Annotated in this window: 13 protein-coding genes; 3 read left to right on the forward strand and 10 right to left on the reverse strand. The window is 34.9% G+C overall.

Translation table 11 applies throughout. The features are described from left to right. Positions 1-147: 147 nt before the first annotated feature. From J2W48_RS08125 to recJ, 3 genes are read right to left on the reverse strand one after another with little or no spacing between them, the layout of a single operon-like run. Positions 148-1068: an alpha/beta fold hydrolase gene (locus J2W48_RS08125; RefSeq protein WP_310280194.1), complete on the reverse strand. Its 921-nt coding sequence runs from the start codon at positions 1066-1068 to the stop codon at positions 148-150. Next, a complete protein-coding gene (locus tag J2W48_RS08130) occupies positions 1068-2348 on the reverse strand; it encodes an MFS transporter (RefSeq protein ID WP_310280196.1) in 1281 nt (426 codons plus the stop codon). Before J2W48_RS08130 ends, J2W48_RS08125 begins: the two co-directional genes overlap by 1 nt. Then, the gene (gene recJ / locus J2W48_RS08135; protein ID WP_310280198.1) at positions 2338-4038 is read right to left on the reverse strand and encodes a single-stranded-DNA-specific exonuclease RecJ; all 1701 of its coding nucleotides are present in this window, start codon (positions 4036-4038) and stop codon (positions 2338-2340) included. The genes J2W48_RS08130 and recJ overlap by 11 nt, the downstream gene beginning before the upstream one ends. Before the next feature lie 230 nt (positions 4039-4268). Between recJ and ade the strand changes: the two genes are divergently transcribed. Further along, positions 4269-5891: an adenine deaminase gene (gene ade, locus J2W48_RS08140; RefSeq protein WP_310280200.1), complete on the forward strand. Its 1623-nt coding sequence runs from the start codon at positions 4269-4271 to the stop codon at positions 5889-5891. An 86-nt stretch (positions 5892-5977) separates the two neighbouring features. Here ade and J2W48_RS08145 read toward each other — a convergent pair whose 3' ends face one another. The 3 genes from J2W48_RS08145 to J2W48_RS08155 form a co-directional block, all read right to left on the reverse strand. Further along, complete coding sequence (locus J2W48_RS08145; protein ID WP_310280202.1) at positions 5978-6325, reverse strand: HopJ type III effector protein; 348 nt, start codon at positions 6323-6325, stop codon at positions 5978-5980. Positions 6326-6512: 187 nt separating this feature from the next. After that, positions 6513-7232: a 16S rRNA (cytidine(1402)-2'-O)-methyltransferase gene (rsmI, locus tag J2W48_RS08150; RefSeq protein WP_310280204.1), complete on the reverse strand. Its 720-nt coding sequence runs from the start codon at positions 7230-7232 to the stop codon at positions 6513-6515. Between the two features lie 99 nt (positions 7233-7331). After that, a complete protein-coding gene (locus J2W48_RS08155; protein WP_310280206.1) occupies positions 7332-8345 on the reverse strand; it encodes a hypothetical protein in 1014 nt (337 codons plus the stop codon). Positions 8346-8583: 238 nt separating this feature from the next. Between J2W48_RS08155 and J2W48_RS08160 the strand changes: the two genes are divergently transcribed. Beyond that, the gene (locus J2W48_RS08160; RefSeq protein ID WP_264207438.1) at positions 8584-9174 is read left to right on the forward strand and encodes a thymidine kinase; all 591 of its coding nucleotides are present in this window, start codon (positions 8584-8586) and stop codon (positions 9172-9174) included. A 26-nt stretch (positions 9175-9200) separates the two neighbouring features. Next, entirely contained in the window at positions 9201-9638 is a 438-nt protein-coding gene (locus J2W48_RS08165; protein ID WP_310280208.1) for a hypothetical protein, read from the forward strand. A gap of 272 nt (positions 9639-9910) precedes the next feature. On the opposite strand, the gene rpoN is transcribed toward J2W48_RS08165, so the two are convergent. The 4 genes from rpoN to J2W48_RS08185 all read right to left on the reverse strand — a co-directional run bounded on the left by rpoN (position 9911) and on the right by J2W48_RS08185 (position 16384). After that, the gene (gene rpoN / locus J2W48_RS08170) at positions 9911-11371 is read right to left on the reverse strand and encodes an RNA polymerase factor sigma-54 (RefSeq protein ID WP_310280211.1); all 1461 of its coding nucleotides are present in this window, start codon (positions 11369-11371) and stop codon (positions 9911-9913) included. A 90-nt stretch (positions 11372-11461) separates the two neighbouring features. Further along, complete coding sequence (locus J2W48_RS08175; RefSeq protein WP_310280213.1) at positions 11462-11857, reverse strand: GxxExxY protein; 396 nt, start codon at positions 11855-11857, stop codon at positions 11462-11464. A 170-nt stretch (positions 11858-12027) separates the two neighbouring features. Further along, positions 12028-13461 (reverse strand): asparagine--tRNA ligase, encoded by a 1434-nt coding sequence (asnS, locus tag J2W48_RS08180; RefSeq protein WP_310280216.1) that lies wholly within the window; start codon positions 13459-13461, stop codon positions 12028-12030. Between the two features lie 490 nt (positions 13462-13951). Beyond that, the gene (locus J2W48_RS08185; protein ID WP_310280218.1) at positions 13952-16384 is read right to left on the reverse strand and encodes an efflux RND transporter permease subunit; all 2433 of its coding nucleotides are present in this window, start codon (positions 16382-16384) and stop codon (positions 13952-13954) included. Between the last annotated feature and the right edge of the window lie 121 nt (positions 16385-16505).

A 16505-nucleotide genomic window follows, 5' to 3' on the forward strand; every position in this document is an offset into this window, starting at 1 on the left:
TATTTGAACAAATATAAATATTATTTATATTAATTCTAAATAAAAAAATCATAAAATTATATTTTTTTAAATTATATATAAACGTCAGTACATTTAAATAGAACTGAACTTAATTTTTTTTATGTCATCCGTATGCTTGATATGATTTCACTTATACCACGTCTTAATTTGAGTTAAGAATTGTTCTTGCTGATCTACGAATAGGTAATGCGAGCAATTTTCAAGTAAGGCAAAATGATCTACGCCGGCAACATTTTTAATTGAGGTAATTTGTGCATCAGAAAAGATACTATCTTCTTTTCCGTATATAGCATAAACAGGAATGCCGTTTGCTTTTATCTTATTTAAGAGAGGTCTGCTGTCGATGTTGTTTTGTTTTTCATTTTGATAGAAAAGTAAAGGGGCATTTTTATTTCTTGTATTGGTTTTATAAAAATGACTTGCTTCATAATCCCGGTATAACTTTTTTGAATTTTCGGTTGGATTTGGCATTTTAAAATAACCATTTTCACCTGCTATATCAAAACATGCTTTTCGGTATTTGGCACTATTTTTATTTAGTTTTTCAATAATATTTATTTTGGCTAACGAAGTAGAATCATTTTTATCTGCGGATATTTTTTTAACGGAGTTTAAAATATGATCGTAAGTTTCCTGTTGCGAAAATAAAGCACCGGCCAAAATAAGATTACTTACATTTTGAGGGTATCTTTCTGTATAAAGGGTTGCCACCAATCCACCAAAACTATGACCAATAAATGCCGCTTTCTTTAAATTGTATTTCTTTAAAATCGTATTTAAATCCTGAAAAGCTTCTTCGTAAGTGAATTTTGCTTCAGGATCAGCAGATCTTCCTTCACCTCTTCGATCATAAACAATAACGTAAAAACCTTTATCAGCCAGTTTTTGTGCAGTGGTACTCTCAAATAAAGTTGAATTTCCGCCCGGACCACCATGAATAAAAATTAGAGGCTTTTCTTTTTTGTTTCCGTACGTTTTGAAATAGAGATTCTGGCCATTGGCAAAAAGTGAAATTATAAAAAATAAAACAACAGAAAATGCTTTCATTACTCCATATTTTGGTGGTCTTCCATGTCTTTTCGAAGATCCAGATTTCTAAATGTTGGAGATTTTATTCCGAAGCCTAAAACGGTTAAAAGCGTCATACTTCCTCCAAAAACCACAGAAGTTACAGTTCCCATCAATTTAGCGGTTAACCCGCTTTCAAAAGCACCTAGTTCATTTGAAGATCCAACAAACATCGAATTTACTGCTGCAACACGACCACGCATGTGATCGGGAGTTTTAAGCTGTAAAATAGTTTGACGAATTACTACTGAAATTCCGTCAGCGAGTCCGCTTAAAAACAAAGCCATAACAGAAACCCAGAAAATGGTAGATACTCCAAATAAAATAATACTTAATCCAAAAACAAAAATGGCACCTAATAGTTTCATCCCTGCCTTTTTGTATAAAGGGACATAAGCGGAAATCATCATCGTAATAAAAGCACCAACTGCAGGCGCTGCTCTCAAAATTCCAAAACCTTCGGGTCCAACTTTTAAAATATCCTGCGCGAAAATGGGAAGTAAGGCTACTGCCCCTCCAAATAATACGGCAACCATATCAAGTGAAAGAACACCTAAGATAGTTTTATTATTGAAAACGAATTTTAAGCCTTCTTTTAGGCTTTCCATTACCGGTTCCCCTATTTTAGGATTCAAAATAGGTTTTTTGCTGATTTGTGATAGCGCTAACAAGGCAAAAACTGAGCAGGCAAAAACGGAACACATTGACCAGTGAACGCCAATGAAAGTAATTGAAAACCCGGCAGCAGCTGGTCCTAGAACCGAACCAATCTGCCAAACCGAACTACTCCAGGTCGCTGCATTTGGATAGGCTTTTTTAGGAACAATTAACGATAGAAGTGAGAAAATAGTGGGTCCCAGAAAAGCACGTACTAACCCTCCCAGAAATACCAGAAAATAAATAGAATATAAAATAGCGTTAGTAGACCATTCGTTTATAACTATTGGCCATGTTAGTAAAAACAGTCCAAAACTAATTACAGAAAATCCCAGAATACATTTTACCAATAATCCTTTCTTTTCTCGTTGATCTACCATGTGTCCGGCAAATAATGCCATCGAAACAGCCGGAATTACTTCCATTAGTCCAATCAACCCTAATGAAAGCGGATTTTTGGTCAGGCTATATACTTCCCATTCGATTACGATAAACTGCATCGACCAGGCAAAAACCATGGCAAAACGTAATAATAAAAAAATATTAAATTCTCTAAAGCGTAAAGCCTGATAAGGATCGCGTTTGTCTGTATTATTCTTCATTTGTCCTGATATCTTTTAACATAAGCTGCGTAGAAATTTTATCATTCCATTCGTTTTCGCAAAGGGAATATGCCAACTGAAAAGATTTTTGATTTTCTGTAAGCGCTATTTTTTTTCCGAGCCCAAAACCTATTGCAGCTAGCCCTTCAGAATTATTTTGCTTGACAAAAAGCCTCAAATGCTCATCATCCGCACCTAAAGTTTTGGCGTAACCGGTGTCTTTTACATTCGAAGACATAAAAACCGGTGTCATATTCTGTGGACCGTAAGGTTCGAATTGTTTCAGAATGCGAATCAGTTTTGGTGTAATATCTGAGAAATTAATTTCAGCGTCAATTTCAATTTCAGGTGTACGCATTTCCGGGAGAATGGTTTCCTGGACCTGTTTTTCAAAGGCATCTTTAAAATTTACATAATTTTCTGCTTTCAAAGTCATTCCGGCTGCATACATGTGACCTCCAAATTGTTCCAGATGTTCTGCACAGGCATCCAGGGCATTGTATACATCAAAACCTTTTACAGATCTTGCAGATGCTGCATATTTTTCTCCACTTTTGGTAAATACCAAAGTTGGTCGATAATAGGTTTCGATTAAACGGGAAGCCACAATTCCAATTACGCCTTTGTGCCAGTCTTCCTGAAAAACAACGGTCGAAAATCGCTCTTCTTCCTGATTTTCTATAATTTGCTGAAAAGCTTCTTTGGTAATTCTTTTGTCTAAATCTTTTCGGTCTGAATTGTATTGTTCGATTTCTGAAGCAAATTGTTGTGCCTGTTCAAAATTGAATTCAGTTAACAATTCAACAGCATGGTTGCCGTGTTTAATTCTTCCTGCGGCATTTATTCTTGGTGAAATGATAAAAACGACATCCGTAATATCTAAAACTTTCTTTTTGATTTGATGTACCAAAGCTTTAATTCCCGGTCTTGGTTCGCTATTGATAACCTGTAATCCAAAATAAGCCAAAACTCTGTTTTCGCCTGTTATCGGAACAATATCGGCAGCTATTGCGGTAGCTACCAAATCGAGATAAGGAACCAAATCTTCAATGGTTTCATTTCGATTCTGACCTAAAGCCTGAATCAATTTAAAGCCTACGCCACAACCGCATAACTCATCATAAGGATAGGAGCAATCTTCTCTTTTTGGATCTAAAATCGCCACTGCATCTGGTAAAAATTCTCCGGGTCTGTGGTGATCACAAATGATAAAATCGATGTTTTTTTCTTTCGCATAAGCGATATGGTCAATGGATTTGATACCACAGTCGAGTGCTATAATTAACGAAAATCCGTTATCGTAGGCAAAATCAATTCCTTTAAACGAAATTCCGTATCCTTCGTCATAACGATCCGGAATATAAGTCGCAATATTGGGATAATGTGATTTTAAATAGGAGGAAACCAAAGAAACAGCTGTTGTCCCATCAACATCATAATCGCCAAACACCAGAATATTTTCCTGATTTTCAATAGCTGATTCGATTCGCGCAACCGCTTTGTCCATATCTTTCATCAAATACGGATCATGAAGATGTTCTAATGAAGGACGAAAAAAGTTTTTGGCATCTTCAAAAGTTTCAATACCACGCTGAATCAAAAGTGTTGCTACAAAATCTTCTACATTTAAAGCGGCTGCAAGATGTTTTACCTTTCCTTCTGAAGGTTTTGATTTGATGGTCCAGCGCATAAATAATTATGAATTGAAAATTAAGAATTAGGATTTTATGTGAGAGAACAAATTTAGTTTAAAATAGCTAATCATTTTAATCTTCTTCAATGCAAATTTTAATCAAATACAAACCTTAAGTTGATCTTATATGGTTATTGGTCTTAATAAGCTATATTAAGGTCATTTGAGAAAACAAAAAATGAAAATTTGTTGTTACTTTTGATTATATCATTTTTAAAACAAACAAAATGCAAATTCAGGGGCAAATTATTGACATCCAAAACCGACGTATTTATGCTGGGGAAATCACTGTCGAAAACAAAAAAATCATTTCGATAATGGAGAAAAACCACAATGTAAAAAATTACATTATGCCGGGATTTATTGACGCCCATATTCATATCGAAAGTTCGATGCTCGTTCCTTCTGAGTTTGCAAAAATTGCCGTACTTCACGGAACAGTCGGTACCATTTCTGACCCACACGAAATCGCAAATGTTTTAGGAACGACAGGCGTTTATTATATGATTGAAAACAGCAAAAAAGTACCGTTGAAATTTCATTTTGGCGCACCGTCTTGTGTTCCTGCTACTTCTTTCGAAAGTGCTGGTGCTATCATAGATTCAGACGGAATTAAGGAATTATTGGCTTCTCCCGACATTTATTATTTGGCAGAAATGATGAATTATCCCGGTGTTTTATTAAATGACGAAGAAGTTTTAAAGAAAATTCAATGGGCGAAACATTTCAACAAACCCGTTGATGGTCATGCACCGGGATTAAGAGGTGAGGCGGTTAAAAAATACATTTCAGCCGGGATTTCTACCGACCACGAATGCTTTACTTTTGAAGAAGCTGAAGAAAAATTATCTCTGGGAATGAAGGTAATTATTCGCGAAGGAAGTGCTGCCAAAAATTTCGAAGCACTCATCGATTTACTTCCGGAAAATTTCGAAAACATGATGTTTTGTTCAGACGATAAACATCCTGATGATTTAATCATAAGTCATATTAATTCGCTTTGCGCTCGCGCAGTTGCGAAAGGAATTGACGTTTTTAAAGTCTTACAAGCAGCTTGTGTGAATCCTGTGAATCATTATAAAATGGATGTAGGTTTATTGAAAGTAAACGATGCTGCCGATTTTATTGTAGTCGAAGATTTAGTTGATTTCAAAGTGAAACAAACTTACATCAACGGCGAATTAGTTGCCGAACATGGTGAGTCTTTTATAAAACATATTCCATTTGAAACGCCTAATAATTTCAATATCACTTCCAAAGAAACAAGCGATTTTAAAGTTTCGGGTTCGGGTTCAAAAATCAGAGTAATTGAAGCTTTAGAAGGACAATTAATTACTAATGAAATTCACCATCAATCATTACTTGTTGATGGAAAAATCGTTTCAGATACCGAAAATGATATTCTGAAAATGGCTGTTGTGAATCGTTATCAGGATACCAAACCTGCTATTGCCTTCATTAAGAATTTTGGTCTGAAAAAAGGTGCTATCGCCAGTTCTGTAGCACACGATTGTCATAATATTGTTGTTGTGGGAACTTCTGACGAAGAAATTTGCAATGCTGTCAATCTGATTATTAAAAATACCGGTGGAGTTTGTGCCGTAAATGGTTCTGAAAGCAAAATGCTGCCGTTGCCTGTTGCCGGAATTATGAGCGATAAAAACGGTTGGGAAACCGGAAAATTATATCAGGAAATTGATGTAATGGCAAAAGAATTGGGAAGCAATCTGAAAGCGCCTTTTATGACGCTTTCGTTCATGGCTCTACTGGTTATTCCCGATTTAAAGTTATCCGATAAAGGATTATTTAGCGGAAATAGTTTTTCATTTGTTGATTTGGAAATTATTTAACCATATAAAGGTCAATCAAGAAGTAACTTGTTTTTCTCAATATAAGTAAAATCCGTTTTATCCGTTTTTATCTGTGGCCAAAATATTTAAGATTTCAAAGTCAAAGCTTCTCCTTGAAATTGAACGCCATCCCATCCTAATTTTATAAAATTACGAATGTTTTGGTGGTTTGCACCTTCTGGATCTCCCAATACTTCTTCAAAATAGAAAGCGCCAAAACAGGACAAAGTTTCTTCTTTGCTTAAGTTTTGCAACTTTGCGAAAGAAAATAGTTTACAGGAACCGGAATTTTCTCCGACAGCATTATGCTGTGTTCCGTTTTGAAAAGCAGTTGGAGTAAAGTTGTAGTTTTCCTCAATTACTGCAATAGTTTCAGGAAATGTTATTTGGGTTGGAGTTTGTTTTAGTTTTTCTAAAAAGGCTTGAATTGTCATAGTATTGGGCTTTAGTTTTTTGCCACAGATTTAGAGGATTGAAGTCATTTTTCGCTTTTGTTTTTTTACCATAAATTCCGCAAATTCCCGCAAATTCCCGCAAATTAATTTCATATACCGATTTGTGAAAATTTGTGCAATTTGTGGCTAAAAAATTTAATCCATATTAATTTGTAGCCTACATATTTTATTCTTCATCATCCTTAGAAAACTTGCTTTTCTTAGGTTCTTTGATTATTGTTTTTCCGGCAACGACAACGACAATTTCGCCACGTGGTGCTGTTTTTTCAAAATGGGTTAATACTTCTCTGGCGGTTCCGCGGACATTTTCTTCGTGTAATTTTGATAATTCCCTTGAAACACAAACTTGTCTGTCTTCGCCAAAATAAGTAATGAATTCAGCTAAAGTTTTGACTAATTTATGTGGCGAAACGTATAAAATCATTGTTCTGGTTTCTTCGGCTAAAGCCAAAAACCGGGTTTGACGGCCTTTTTTATCAGGCAGAAAACCTTCGAAAATAAATTTGTCGTTCGGTAATCCGCTGTTTACCAAAGCAGGGACAAACGCAGTTGCGCCGGGTAAACATTCTACTTCAATTTTATTTTCGACACAGGCACGCGTCAATAAAAAACCGGGATCTGAAATCGCCGGAGTTCCTGCATCAGAAATTAATGCGATGGTTTCGCCAGCCTTTAAACGCGAAATTAAATTCTCGGTTGTTTTGTGCTCGTTGTGCATGTGATGGCTGTGCATGTGCGTGCCAATTTCAAAATGCTTCAACAATTTACCACTCGTTCTGGTGTCTTCCGCCAAGATCAAATCGACTTCTTTCAGGATCCGGATAGCACGAAAAGTCATGTCTTCAAGATTGCCAATTGGCGTGGGAACGATATATAATTTTGACATAATTAATTAATATTTAAACACAGATTTCACGAATTAACACGAATGATTGAGTGCTAAAATTTCACAAATATAAATTAGTATAAATCTGTGAACTTCGTGTTATGAGAATTTTTTCTCTACAATTCCAATAAAACGTTCTGCATAATCGTCTTTTCCTTCCCAGTTATTATAATCCGGTTTTACCATGGTTTCTATGAATTCCTGAGCTTCGGTATAATTGTCAAAAGTCAGTAATTGATTTAAAACACGGCTGTAGTCTTCGGTATTGTTGCCAAAAAGATTTTTGGTAAAGGCAATTCGGTCATTCAAATCAATGTGAAAGCCTTTGGTCAGTTTTTCATTTAAGGGAACAGTCTTAGGTTTTGTCGATTCTAAAATTGCAGTTTCAACCGACTCTTTTTTCTCTTTAAATTCATTTATTGATGGAGTTGGAGTAGGAGAAACAGCTTCAAAACTATCTACTTTTACAAATTGGGCATCGGCATAATTAATTCCTAAATCTTCAAATGAAATCTGAACAGGGTTTGATTTAGAAGCTGTCTCAATTTTTGGTTCTTCTATTTTTTCCTCATCTCTTTCTAATTCAAAAGCAGGTTTGAAATCAGGAATTGGTTTCAAATCGCTGATTGTTCTAAAAGAAAGTTCTTCGGCAGTTTCTGTTTCTTCTTTGGTTTCCAAAACAGGTTCTTCTACTATTTCATCAATAATAGGTTCTTCGGTTTCAACTACAGGCTCTGGAATAACTTCGGCAACAGATTCAGGAAGTATTTCTTCAGGAGTTTCAGCCACAATTTCTGGTATTGCTTCTTCCGTAATTTCAGGTTTATAAGATTCTTCAAGAGAAATTACTTCTTCAGCAACTGGGGCTTCGGTTTGAATTTCTGCCGGAAGTACTTCTTCTTTGTCAAAAATAGTTTCCAGTTCAGAATTAATTTCACTTTGACCAATTGTTGGTTTTAAAGTACCGAAATTCTCCTCTACAAATTTCAAAACGGCTAATTTCTCGTATAATTTCTGTGTTTCCAGATACAATAGATTGATATCGGATTTGTTTTTAATTTTTAAAATTCGATGTGCAATGCTGATTAAATCGGCTTCCAATTTTTTTTTCATAACTGTTGAAATTATAGTGAATAGGGTATTTTAGTATATTTAGTATTTGAATGTCTTTATTCCTGAAGTAAAATACGCAGAACATTTTTTTATTTCTGTTAATAAGCGTTTGCGAATCTTCGATTTGATAAAAATTTTCTACTTTTGAAAAAGTGTAAAAACAGCAATTTTTCACGTTGATTTATTACCAGTACAAAGTAATAAAAACTATTCATTTTTAAAGGTAGAAAAATACAAAATGTTTCTCGAAAATACAGTTAATCACAAAGAACAATTTGGTTGGATTGAAGTTATTTGTGGATCAATGTTTTCGGGTAAAACCGAGGAGTTAATCCGCAGATTAAAACGCGCCCAATTTGCCAAACAAAAAGTCGAAATTTTTAAACCTGCTATTGATACCCGCTATCATGACGAAATGGTGGTGTCGCACGATGCCAACGAAATTCGTTCAACTCCTGTTCCTGCCGCCGCCAATATTGCGATTTTAGCACAAGGTTGTGATGTTGTTGGTATTGATGAAGCACAGTTTTTTGATGACGAAATTATTACTGTTTGTAATGATTTGGCCAATCAGGGTATTCGTGTGATAGTAGCAGGACTTGATATGGATTTTAAAGGAAACCCGTTTGGACCCATGCCAGGACTTATGGCAACAGCCGAATATGTTACCAAAGTGCATGCTGTATGTACCAGAACGGGAAATCTTGCCAATTATAGTTTCCGTAAAACAGATAATGATAAATTAGTCATGTTAGGGGAAACCGAGGAATACGAGCCATTAAGCCGTGCAGCCTATTATAACGCAATGAAAAAGAATCAGGAGAAGTAAAATTCTTTTCTCAAAACAAATATAAAATGCAGGAACAAGGAAAGAATAATAAAATAACAGTTGTAATAGGAATCGTGATTGTATTTGTGGTGTTGTTTTGGACTTTAACTCAATATGATTTTTTTTCTGAAAAGCCTGTTACAGATACTCAAATGACTGAGTTGGTTGCCAAGTATAATAAAAATTGCCCTTTAACGATTCAGGAAGGAATACGTCTGGATAGTGTTACTTTGCCTAAAGATAATACCGTTCAATATAATTTAACTTTAGTAAATGTTGAAAAAGCCACTGCGGATATTGCAACAATAAAAGAAAATATAGAAGCAAGTTTAATCAGTACCGCCAAAGAAAATCCGGGGCTTAAAGTATTTCGGGATCATAATTATACTTTGGGTTATAAGTATACTGATAAAAGAAAGATTTATTTATTTGACATTACAATAATACCGAATCAATATAAGTAGTTGTAAATTTTATATGATAAACCTGATAAGTATCTGCCTTATCGGGTTTGTTTAATGATTTTGATGATGCTGTTCAATATTTTGGTGCTGTCCATCATCAATCTGAAGTGATTTTAACCCGCAATAAAAAAGATTTCAAAAATTCTGAAAATCCAGTGATGACCCCGACAGAATTTCTAATTTCCATAAAAAAATAAACCCCGACAGATTTTTGAAATCTGTCGGGATTACTATTTAAATGAATTTATATTTCTTATATGGTTTAAAAAAAACTATATTTTCTTCCTCATTCTCGCAACCGGAATATCAAGCTGTTCACGGTATTTAGCAATAGTTCTTCTGGCAATTGGATACCCTTTTTCTTTTAGGATTTCTGCCAGCTGATCGTCTGGTAAAGGTTTCTTTTTGTCTTCGTCTTCAATCGTATTTTTCAGGATCTTTTTGATTTCCAAAGTCGAAACATCTTCTCCCTGATCGTTTTTCATCGCTTCAGAGAAAAACTCCTTGATTAGTTTTGTTCCGTATGGAGTTTCCACATATTTGCTGTTGGCAACACGCGAAATAGTCGAAATATCCAAACCAACCATATCAGCAATGTCTTTTAAAATCATTGGTTTTAGCTTGGTTTCATCACCATCTAAAAAGAATTCTTCCTGATAATGCATAATTGCATTCATCGTTACAAAAAGTGTTTCCTGACGTTGGCGAATCGCATCAATAAACCATTTAGCCGAATCCAGTTTTTGTTTGATAAACTGAACCGCGTCTTTCTGGGCAGTCGATTTATCACGGGAATCTTTATAGGTTTGCATCATTTCCTGATAATCTTTAGAAACGTGCAGGGAAGGGGCATTTCTTCCGTTTAAGGTTAGTTCTAATTCGCCTTCTATAATTCTGATAGCAAAATCAGGAACTACATTTTCAGTTACTTTATTGTTTCCGGTATAAGATCCGCCTGGTTTTGGGTTCAGCCTTTCGATTTCGTGAATCGCTTTTTTTAGCTGTTCGTTTGAAACACTGTATTTTTGAAGTAATTTATCGTAATGTTTTTTGGTAAAAGCATCAAACTGATTTTCGATAATATCGATTGCCAGATCAACATATTCTGTTGGCGTTTTGTGCTTTAATTGTAGTAACAAACATTCCTGCAAATCACGTGCACCCACTCCCGAAGGTTCTAGTTCGTGAATAACATGCAGCATTTTTTCAACCATTTTCTCATCGGTGTAAATACCCTGAGTAAAGGCCATGTCATCCACCATATCGGCAACGCTTCTGCGGATGTACCCCATATCATCAATACTTCCTACCAGGAATTCGGCAATTTCACGCTCTTCGTCATTCAGGATAAAAGTATTCAGCTGATTGATTAAATCCTGATGAAAACTAATGGGTGAAGCAAAAGGTGTTTCACGCTCTTCGTCTTCACTGTAATTATTGGCTTGTGTTTTGTAATCAGGAGTATCATCGTCGCTTAAGTACTCGTCAATATTAATGTCGTCCGCTTCGATTCTGTCAGATTCTGCATCATCATAATCGTCGAAGTCTTCATTAGCGAATTCATCCGCTTCGTATTCTTCTTCCTGTCCCGCCTCCAAAGCCGGATTTTCGTTCATTTCTTCTAATAAACGTTGCTCAAAAGCTTGCGTAGGCAATTGAATTAACTTCATCAGCTGAATTTGCTGTGGAGATAATTTTTGGGATAATTTTAAATTTAAAAATTGCTTTAGCATAATAAGGCACTACTTTTTTTAGCCACTAAGACGCGAAGGCGCAAAGTTTTTATTTTTAATTTGCCTTTGAAAGGCTTTTATATGAAAGTTTTAAAATACTCTTTTTGTGTGTATAAATCTTTTGATCCCACTTTTGATTAACGGAACATTAAAATTAATTAAAAAGCCTAAATCTTTATTCAGTAATTTTAAATGACTTATAATTTGAGCTTCCCAAACAGGATTAACTTGTTCAACTGCTTTTATTTCTATGATTATAGAATCTTCAACTAATAAATCTAATCGTAATCCTTCGCTAAATTCAATTCCGTCATAAACAATTGGAATATCAATTTGGCGTTTTACATCAAGGCCAGCTTTACTAATTTCATGAGCTAAACAAACTTCATAAACTCTTTCTAATAATCCTGGTCCAAGTTGCTTATGAACCTTAAATGCAGAGTTTACAATAATTCTTCCTATTTCTTCAATTCTTTCAGAGAGCATATTTTTTGAGTTTAGCTACGAAGGCGCTAATGCACTAAGTTGTTGTTACTAGTTTTGCTTTGTGGCATTTTTGTCATTATGACGTAAAACATAAGTCAATTTGTTTGCATAGCAATTTACAATTTATAAAAAAACTTTGTGACTTAGTGTCTTCGTGGCATTCTCTTTAATTAAAATTCTGCACTTCCAGGAGTTCTAGGAAAAGGAATTACGTCTCTAATGTTTGTCATTCCTGTTACAAACAATACCAAACGCTCAAATCCTAGTCCAAAACCGGAGTGTGTCGCTGTACCAAATCTTCTGGTATCTAAGTACCAGTATAACTCTTCTTCATCGATTCCAAGAGCTTTCATTTTCTCCACCAAAACGTCATAACGCTCCTCTCTTTGCGAACCACCAACGATTTCTCCAATTCCAGGGAAAAGAATATCCATCGCACGAACCGTTTTTCCATCTTCATTCAAACGCATATAAAATGCTTTGATGTTGGCCGGGTAATCAAACAAAATTACCGGACATTTAAAGTGTTTCTCCACTAGATAACGCTCATGTTCTGATTGTAAATCAGCGCCCCATTCGTTAATGATATAATTGAATTTTTTCTTTTTGTTTGGAGTTGAATCTCTCAAAATGTCAATTGCTTCGGTATAAGAAACACGTTTGAAGTTGTTCTCTAAAACAAAATTCAGTTTCTCCAACAACGCCATTTCGCTTCTTTCTGCCTGAGGTTTTGATTTTTCTTCTTCTAAAAGTCTTCCTTCCAGAAACTTTAAATCATCACCACAATTATCCAAAGCATATTTAATTACGTACTGAATAAAATCTTCAGCCAAATTCATGTTGTCATCAAGGTCGTTGAAAGCAACTTCCGGTTCAATCATCCAGAATTCTGCAAGATGACGGGAAGTGTTTGAATTCTCCGCTCTAAAAGTAGGTCCAAAAGTATAGATCTGACCCAAAGCCATCGCAAAAGTTTCACCTTCTAATTGTCCGGAAACCGTTAAGTTAGTATGTTTTCCGAAGAAATCTTTTTTGAAATCAATGTTTCCTTCTTCCGTTTTTGGCAAATTGTCAAGGGGCAATGAAGTTACCTGAAACATTTCTCCGGCGCCTTCTGCATCAGCTCCAGTAATAATTGGCGTGTTTACATACACAAAACCTTTTTGCTGAAAATAGTTGTGAACCGCAAACGACAATACCGAACGTACTCTCATAATCGCTCCAAAAGCATTCGTACGTACACGTAAGTGCGCATTCTCACGCAAGAATTCCAAAGAGTGTTTTTTAGGCTGCATTGGGAATTTCTCTGCATCAGAATCTCCTAAGATTTCAAGTTTTTTAACCTGAATTTCATATTTCTGACCCGCACCTTTACTTTCCACCAAAGTTCCAATTACTGAAACAGCTGCTCCGGTTGTGATTCTTTTTAAAGTTTCTTCCGGGGTATTTTCAAAATCAACAACACATTGTATATTATTAATGGTAGAACCGTCGTTAAGAGCGATGAACTGATTATTTCTAAAAGTTCTCACCCATCCTTTTGCATTAACCTCCTGAAGCGTCGTCGTACTGTTTAATAAGTCTTTAACTTTTGTGTGTCTCATTTTTATATATAATGTTGAAATTAAATTATTCGTTGTGTAATAATTGCAAATATAAACGATAATTATTAAAATTAGAAGCTATTTCCCGCTATCCGCTGTATCTTTTGTTGCCTTAAAGAAAGCAACAAAAGGATGTCGCTTCTATCTGGGCCAGGGCAATCGCTTTTAAGAGAACCGATTATTCTCATTTTTGTCAATTTCGACGAAAGAGAAATCATACTAGAAACTCCGCAATCAAAATCGCCAATCTTTGTAGAGTTACGGATGTGATTTCTCTTTCGTCGAAATGACAAGTTTGTGGTCAGACTTTGTCAAAGTTCAAACTTTGGGAAAGATTACGTTAATAAATGCGTGGCGAAATTTTACCTCTTCAACCCCTCCAAAATCCTATTTCTTAGCTTTCTTCTGTATTAAAAGCCAAAACCAAGGCCGGTAAAATCAATGTGCATGAAATCAATCCACCAAATGCAATCTTTTTGCTAAAGTCTTTTTAATCTTTGTTATTCTCAGCATCCTGATTTTCTTCATCATCATTCTCTGACATATCAGCTAAAACATCAAATTTAGGTTTTATAAATTCCTGTTCGTTAGCCAGTGATTTATTCAAAGTAAGAACCAAACATGGCAATAACATTAAATTTGATAACATACCAAAAGCAAGTGTTATTGCAATTAATCCGCCCAAAGCAACTGTTCCTCCAAAATCTGAAAGCATAAACACTGAAAAACCAGCAAATAAAACTACCGAAGTATAAAACATGCTTACTCCGGCTTCTTTTAAAGTGGCATAAACAGAGCGTTTTATTTTCCAGTTGTTTTTAGTTAATTCCTGACGGTACTGCGCCAAAAAGTGAATCGTATCATCTACCGAAAGGCCAAAAGCAATACTAAAAACTAATATCGTTGATGGTTTTAGCGGTATGCCAAAGTACCCCATTAATCCTGCTGTAATCATCAACGGAAGTAAATTCGGAATCAAAGAAACTATGACCATTTTAAACGACCTGAACATAAAAACCATCAGTAGCGAAATCAATAATATTGCAAAAAGTATAGAACTCACTAAGTTGTTGAGTAAATATTTTGTTCCTTTTTCAAAAACCAAAGCCTTTCCGGTCATTACTACTTTATAACGGTCTGCAGGAAAAATGGTGTCAATTTTTTTCTGAAGCTGGTCTTCAATATTGGCCATATTTCCGGTGCCAATATCTTTCATAAAAGTTGTGATTCTCGCTACTTGCCCCGTACTGTCAACATAGCTTTTCATTATGTTTTTGTCGGTGTTTTTTGTTGCGTTTTTGGCATAACTCAAAATAAAAGATTGTTCCTGAGAAGTAGGCAACTCATAAAAATCGGGATTTCCGTTATAATAAGCCTGTTTAGAATATTTTACCAAATTTAGTATTGAAACGGGTTTCGAAAGTTCCGGAATTTCTTCTATTTTTTGCTGTAATTCATCTATTTTTTGAAGAGTAGAAAGCTTCATAACGCCTTTTTTTCTTTCAGTGTCAATTGTAATTTCTAAAGGCATTACGCCATTAAATTCTTTTTCAAAAAATTTGATGTCTCTAAAAAAATCTGTTTTTTGAGGCATATCTTCAATTAAACTTCCCGAAGTTTTTATCTGAAACGCACCAAAAGTACTTATCAGAAAAATAATCAGGGAAACGGCATAAACATAACGACGATTATAACGAACAGTTTCTTCGATCCAATTCATGAAAGAACGCGTATAATTCCGGCTTAAATGTTCCAGGTGTTTTGCTTTCGGAACTGGTTGATAACTGTAGTAAACAGGCACAACAATTAAACATAAGAAAAACAATGAGATAATGCTAAGGGAAGCCACGATACCAAACTCTTTCAATAAAAGACTATTGGTAATAATAAAAGTGGCAAACCCAGCTGCTGTTGTAAGGTTGGTCATCAAAGTGGCTGTTCCAACTTTGGTGATTACGCGTTGTAAAGCTCTGGCTTTATTGCCGTGAGCAAGATATTCCTGCTGATATTTGTTGGTGAGAAAAATACAATTGGGAACGCCAATTACAATGACCAAAGAAGGAACTAAGGCAGTAAGCACCGTAATTTCATAATTAAACAACCCAAGCAAACCAAATGTCCACATTACGCCAATAATAACAATGACCATTGAAATCAAAGTAGCCCTGAAAGAACGAAAAAAGAAAAAGAAAATCAATGATGTAATCAATAATGAGGCGCCAACAAACAAACTGATTTCATCTGTAATGCTCTTTGCATTTAATGTTCTGATGTATGGCATGCCGGAAACACGCAAATCAATCCCTGTTTCTTTTTCAAAAGCTTCTATTTTCGGAATGAAGTCTTTTAAAATATAATCTTTTCGATGCGCTGTGTTTACAATTTTTTTATCCAAGTAAATTGCCGAACGGATAGAACCGCTTTTTTTATTAAAAAGCAGGCTCTCATAAAAAGGCATTCTGTCAAATAATTCAGTTCTTAAACTTTTTAAGTAAGCTTTGTCATTGGTCTTACTTTCGTTAACAAAAGGAACTAATTCAAAACTTTTTATCGAATCATTTTTTTGTAATTTCTGTAAATCAGTTATTGAAACAACCAGATCAACTTCTTTTTGATTTTTCAGCGATTTGGTTAGTTTTTCCCATGCAGCAAAAGCTTTTGGAGTAAAAAAAGCATCTCCCTGAACCCCAATGACAATCAGGTTTCCTTCTTCTCCAAATTCTTTCAAAAAAGCTTCGTATTGTTTATTGACAATATGGTCATCAGGAAGCAGATTGGCTTCAGTAAACGAAAAGCGTATATTTTTCCATTGTAATCCAAAGAAAATAGTGATTAAAATGATGAGCGAAATAATTGTAATTCTATTTTTGAGTACAATTCGGGCAATAAATTCCCAAAAACCAACATTTATTCTTTTTTTCATGTTTTTATAAAATGGTTGCAAATGTAATGAAAAGTGTTAAAAAGCATTGGTAATCCTCTCTGTTTTTGCGATTTGTTAACATAAATTAACACACTTAATGTTTAGATAATTTAGTAATTGT

The organism is Flavobacterium piscis (genome assembly GCF_031457575.1).
GTDB classification, from domain to species: domain Bacteria; phylum Bacteroidota; class Bacteroidia; order Flavobacteriales; family Flavobacteriaceae; genus Flavobacterium; species Flavobacterium piscis_A.

Excerpts from the sequence above, each read along its gene's own strand:
- recJ (WP_310280198.1), bottom strand. The coding sequence starts at position 4,038 with ATGCGCTGGACCATCAAATCAAAACCTTCAGAAGGAAAGGTAAAACAT.
- J2W48_RS08185 (WP_310280218.1), bottom strand. The coding sequence starts at position 16,384 with ATGAAAAAAAGAATAAATGTTGGTTTTTGGGAATTTATTGCCCGAATT.
- J2W48_RS08145 (WP_310280202.1), bottom strand. The coding sequence starts at position 6,325 with ATGACAATTCAAGCCTTTTTAGAAAAACTAAAACAAACTCCAACCCAA.
- rsmI (WP_310280204.1), bottom strand. The coding sequence starts at position 7,232 with ATGTCAAAATTATATATCGTTCCCACGCCAATTGGCAATCTTGAAGAC.
- rpoN (WP_310280211.1), bottom strand. The coding sequence starts at position 11,371 with ATGCTAAAGCAATTTTTAAATTTAAAATTATCCCAAAAATTATCTCCA.
- J2W48_RS08155 (WP_310280206.1), bottom strand. The coding sequence starts at position 8,345 with ATGAAAAAAAAATTGGAAGCCGATTTAATCAGCATTGCACATCGAATT.
- J2W48_RS08130 (WP_310280196.1), bottom strand. The coding sequence starts at position 2,348 with ATGAAGAATAATACAGACAAACGCGATCCTTATCAGGCTTTACGCTTT.
- J2W48_RS08175 (WP_310280213.1), bottom strand. The coding sequence starts at position 11,857 with ATGCTCTCTGAAAGAATTGAAGAAATAGGAAGAATTATTGTAAACTCT.
- J2W48_RS08165 (WP_310280208.1), top strand. The coding sequence starts at position 9,201 with ATGCAGGAACAAGGAAAGAATAATAAAATAACAGTTGTAATAGGAATC.
- asnS (WP_310280216.1), bottom strand. The coding sequence starts at position 13,461 with ATGAGACACACAAAAGTTAAAGACTTATTAAACAGTACGACGACGCTT.
- ade (WP_310280200.1), top strand. The coding sequence starts at position 4,269 with ATGCAAATTCAGGGGCAAATTATTGACATCCAAAACCGACGTATTTAT.
- J2W48_RS08125 (WP_310280194.1), bottom strand. The coding sequence starts at position 1,068 with ATGAAAGCATTTTCTGTTGTTTTATTTTTTATAATTTCACTTTTTGCC.
- J2W48_RS08160 (WP_264207438.1), top strand. The coding sequence starts at position 8,584 with ATGTTTCTCGAAAATACAGTTAATCACAAAGAACAATTTGGTTGGATT.